At 66.3% G+C, this 3,759-nt stretch carries 3 protein-coding genes, 1 tRNA gene and 1 pseudogene; 3 read left to right on the top strand and 2 right to left on the bottom strand.

Features of this window, described 5'->3' with window-relative positions; all coding sequences use genetic code 11:
- On the bottom strand, window positions 1-448 hold a 448-nt coding region (locus JO059_RS03715; RefSeq protein WP_293314768.1), incomplete at its 3' end, for an alcohol dehydrogenase catalytic domain-containing protein.
- 37 nt (window positions 449-485) lie between these two features.
- On the opposite strand from JO059_RS03715, the gene JO059_RS03710 reads away from it, so the two are divergent.
- Window positions 486-572: transfer RNA gene (locus JO059_RS03710), tRNA-Ser, on the top strand.
- A gap of 42 nt (window positions 573-614) precedes the next feature.
- Here the strand turns inward: JO059_RS03710 and JO059_RS03705 are convergent.
- Entirely contained in the window at window positions 615-1,805 is a 1,191-nt protein-coding gene (locus JO059_RS03705; protein WP_293314767.1) for an IS481 family transposase, read from the bottom strand.
- A gap of 482 nt (window positions 1,806-2,287) precedes the next feature.
- Here JO059_RS03705 and JO059_RS03700 point away from each other — a divergent pair, with 482 nt between their 5' ends.
- The gene (locus tag JO059_RS03700; RefSeq protein ID WP_293314766.1) at window positions 2,288-3,616 is read left to right on the top strand and encodes an adenylate/guanylate cyclase domain-containing protein; all 1,329 of its coding nucleotides are present in this window, start codon (window positions 2,288-2,290) and stop codon (window positions 3,614-3,616) included.
- Window positions 3,617-3,645: 29 nt separating this feature from the next.
- Window positions 3,646-3,759: pseudogene (locus JO059_RS03695) on the top strand (HdeD family acid-resistance protein); the annotation flags it as partial.

Raw genomic sequence — 3,759 nt, 5'->3', positions numbered from 1 at the left:
CGATGCCGCTGGCCCCGCCGTGCATGAGCAGCAGCTGCCCCTTGCCAAGGTGCGCGACCAGCACCAGGTTCGACCACACCGTGCACGCCACCTCTGGCAGACCGGCGGCGTCCACCAGGTCCACCCCGTCGGGGATGGGTAGCACCTGGCCGGCGGGCACGGCGACGTATTCGGCGTAGCCGCCGCCGGCCAGCAGCGCGCAAACCTCTTGTCCCGCAGCCCAATCCGTGACGCCCTCGCCCGCGTCGGCGACGACGCCGGACACCTCCATGCCGATGATCTCGCTGGCCCCCGGCGGGGGCGGGTACTTGCCGGCGGCCTGCAGCACGTCGGCGCGGTTGACGCCGGCCGCGGCGACCTTGATCAGCACGTCACCGCGCCCGGCGGCGACGTCGGGCACTTCTTGCCAGGACAGTTGATCGGGGGATTCGGCGACAATCGCGCGCATGACGGCGACGTTACTAGTCCCCGTTACCCTTATCAGCGGTGGCGTGGCAGAGCGGCCTAATGCACTCGCCTTGAAAGCGAGAGACGGCTGAAACCGTCCGGGGGTTCAAATCCCTCCGCCACCGCCGTGTGATGTATCAAGACATACGAATAGCCCGAACCCTCGTTTAGGGTTCGGGTTTTTTCGTGGGGCGTCCGCCGGGAACGCCTCGGGGTTGGTAGTCCCTGGTGGGGTCAAGGGTTAGTTGGCGGATGAGTTCGCCGGTGGCGGCGTTGATGATCCGGATGTCGAGGTCTTGGACGAGGACGAGGACGCGGGTGCCGGCGTGGGTGCGGCCGACGCCGATGTGGTGGAGGCGGCCGGCGTGGCGCAGGGTGAGTTTTCCGAATCGGTCGATGCGGTCGGTGCGGACCCGGTCGTGGGTGTCGAGGCGTTGCCCGGGGGTGGCTTTGGGGCGGGCGGTGTAGGCGGTGGCAGGGGTGGCGCGGTGGGGTAGTTCGCGGTGAGGGCGTCGGCGGTTGTAGGTGTCGGTGAATTCGTCGAGCTGGGTCTGTAGTTCGGCGATGGTGGTGGCGCGTGGTTGGGCGGTGAGCCATTTTTTGAGGGTTTGGTGGAAGCGTTCGACTTTGCCGCAGGTGGTGGGGTGGTTGGGGGTGGAGTTGATTTGGGTGACTCCGAGGCGGTGCAGTTCGGTTTCGAAGTGGTTGCGTCCGCCTTTGCCGCCGGAGAATCGGGTGGTGAAGACCATGCCGTTGTCGGTCAAGGTCGAATACGGAATGCCGTGGTTGGCAACGGCTTTGCGGAATTCGGCCAGGACGATGGGGCCGGTGACGCGGGGGTGGGCGGTGACGGAGAGGGCGTAGCGGGCGTGGTCGTCGATCCAGTTCAGGATTTCGACGTGGGTGGTGTCGGCAAGCCACCAGTGGGTGAAGTCGGCTTGCCAGCGTTCGTTGGGTTGTTCGGCGGCAAAGCGAATGTAGGAGGACCTGGGCCGCCGCTGCGGGGTGGGGGTGATCAAACCGGCTGCGGCCAGGTGGCGGTGGATGCTGGGGACCGACACCACCAGGCCGTGGTGATGGCGCAGGTGCCAGGCGATGGTGTGTGGACCGTGGTCGAGGCCTTTGCCGGCCAGATCGCTGCGCAGGCTGATGATCAGATCGATGGTGGCCTGCGGCAGGCGCCTGGGGCTGGTGTGCGGCCGGCGTGAGCGTGGCTCGAAAGCGGACTCACCGTGGAGGCGGTACCGCTTGACCAGGCGTGAGATCCAACCCTGGGAAACCCCGTACTCACGGGCCACCTCAGATTGGCTACGACCCTCGACGATGACAGCGGTAATGACCAGGCGGGCTTTCGACACCTGCCGACGCTGAACGCATCAACCTATTCCGATGTCTTGAGACACGCTATTCCGATGTCCTGAAACCACACACCACCGAGGGCACAAGCTGGCGAGGCCATCGGCGCCACTAGGGCGTTTTGTCGCCGACGTTGGCTCGACTGGCGATGTGTGGCCTTAAGGGTCGGCAGCGGCGGAGGAATCCGGCCTTGAACAGAAGCACGATGGCCGGGGCCCTCGTATAGACCTCGGCTGCCTGCGACTCCGCCACCGGACCCAATACGGCACCAGAATGCGTTGCCCGCTGATGCGAGACTGCGGCGAACCGACCTGGTGGCGCTGCCACCGGCGCATGATCGCCGACCTGGAGGCCCGGGACGGACGGCGGTTGCGCACATCATGCCCAACGGCTCGCTATCGGCGCACGGCCCGTCCGATTGGCTCACCGCCGCGGATCTGGACTGGTGCGCCGACACGCCGAGGTAAACGGTTACGCTTTGAACGTGGTGGCGAAGAAATGCGGAGCCCCACCTCGCTCGGATGGCTCGTCGAATCGCCCGGACTGCGTAGCCGCGGTGCGGGCGCAGACCCGCGACCGCAATCAGCACTACGCCGACAGCGCCGCACGACGGGCGCGGGCCCTCAACATAGCCGCGTGGCTGGCCGTGCTGGTAAGCGCCACGTTTGTGCTGATGCAGATCGTCACCGGAACCTGGTCGTGGCAGATCAGCGCCATCAACCTCGGCGCCATGCTGACCTTCGCGATCGTCCCCTGGCTGCAGCGATTCGGGGAATTGGTTGCGCCGCTTACCTTTATGGGCGCCGCCTACGTCACGGTCTTCGCCACGGGCGTGGACACGGGCACCGGATCGGGCTCGCAACTCTTCTTCCTGGTCGGCGCCTGTCTGGTGGTGCTGCTGCTGGGAATCGAACGCATCGTGTTGGCGTCCGCGCTGGCGGCCGTGGCCGCCGGCCTGATCATCACGGTCGAGTTTCTGGTCCCGCGAAACACCGGGGTGCAACCGGCCTGGGCCATGTCGACGGGCTTTGTCATCACAACCATCTCCAGCGTCGTCGTCGTCGTCGTGACGGTGTGGTTCGCCCTGCGTGATACCGCCCGCGCCGAGGCGGTCATGGAGGCCCAGTACGACCGCTCGGAGGCACTGCTGGAAAACATGTTGCCCGCCAGCATCGCCGAGCGCCTTAAGCAACCCGACCGCAGCGTCATCGCCGACAAATACGATGACGCCTCGGTTTTGTTTGCCGACATCGTCGGATTCACCGAACGCGCCAGCAGCACCCCGCCGGCCGACCTGGTGCGCTTCCTAGACCTCTTGTACGGAGCTTTCGATGCGCTCGTGGACAAGCACGGCCTCGAAAAAATCAAGGTCAGCGGCGACTCGTACATGGTCGTCAGCGGGGTCCCGCGTCCGCGGCCTGACCATTCCCGCGCGCTTGCCGATTTCGCGCTCGAGATGGCCAATGTCGCGGCGGGGCTGAAGGACCCGCACGGCGAGCCGATCCCGCTGCGAATCGGCATGGCCTGCGGGCCCGTGGTCGCGGGTGTGGTCGGCTCTCGCCGGTTCTTCTACGACGTGTGGGGCGACGCGGTCAACGTCGCGTCCCGGATGGAATCCACCGACTCGGTGGGCCGGATCCAGGTACCCGACGCGATGTACGAGCGCCTCAAAGGCGAATTCGTGCTGCAGGAGCGAGGCATCGTCCACATAAAGGGCAAGGGCCCGATGCGAACCTGGTATCTGATCGGCCGGAAGGCGACCGAGGAATCCACCGACCTGCGTACAGAGGTATCGCGCACCGCGCGGGTCTGAGCCGAAAGTCCCTATCCCCGAGACTGCCGCCGGTCCTGCCGGGGCGGGGCTGGTCGATTTCATCGGGTTGATCAGCCTGCTCGCCGGGAACGTCGTCCTGGCCTCACCGTTCGTCTCGATCGTCACCCTGGCGATCGTGGTCG

The organism is Mycobacterium sp. (assembly GCF_019247615.1).
Classification (GTDB): Bacteria; Actinomycetota; Actinomycetes; order Mycobacteriales; family Mycobacteriaceae; genus Mycobacterium.
The sequence above is the reverse complement of the archived record's forward strand: the minus strand, read 5'-3'. Positions and strand labels throughout refer to the sequence as shown.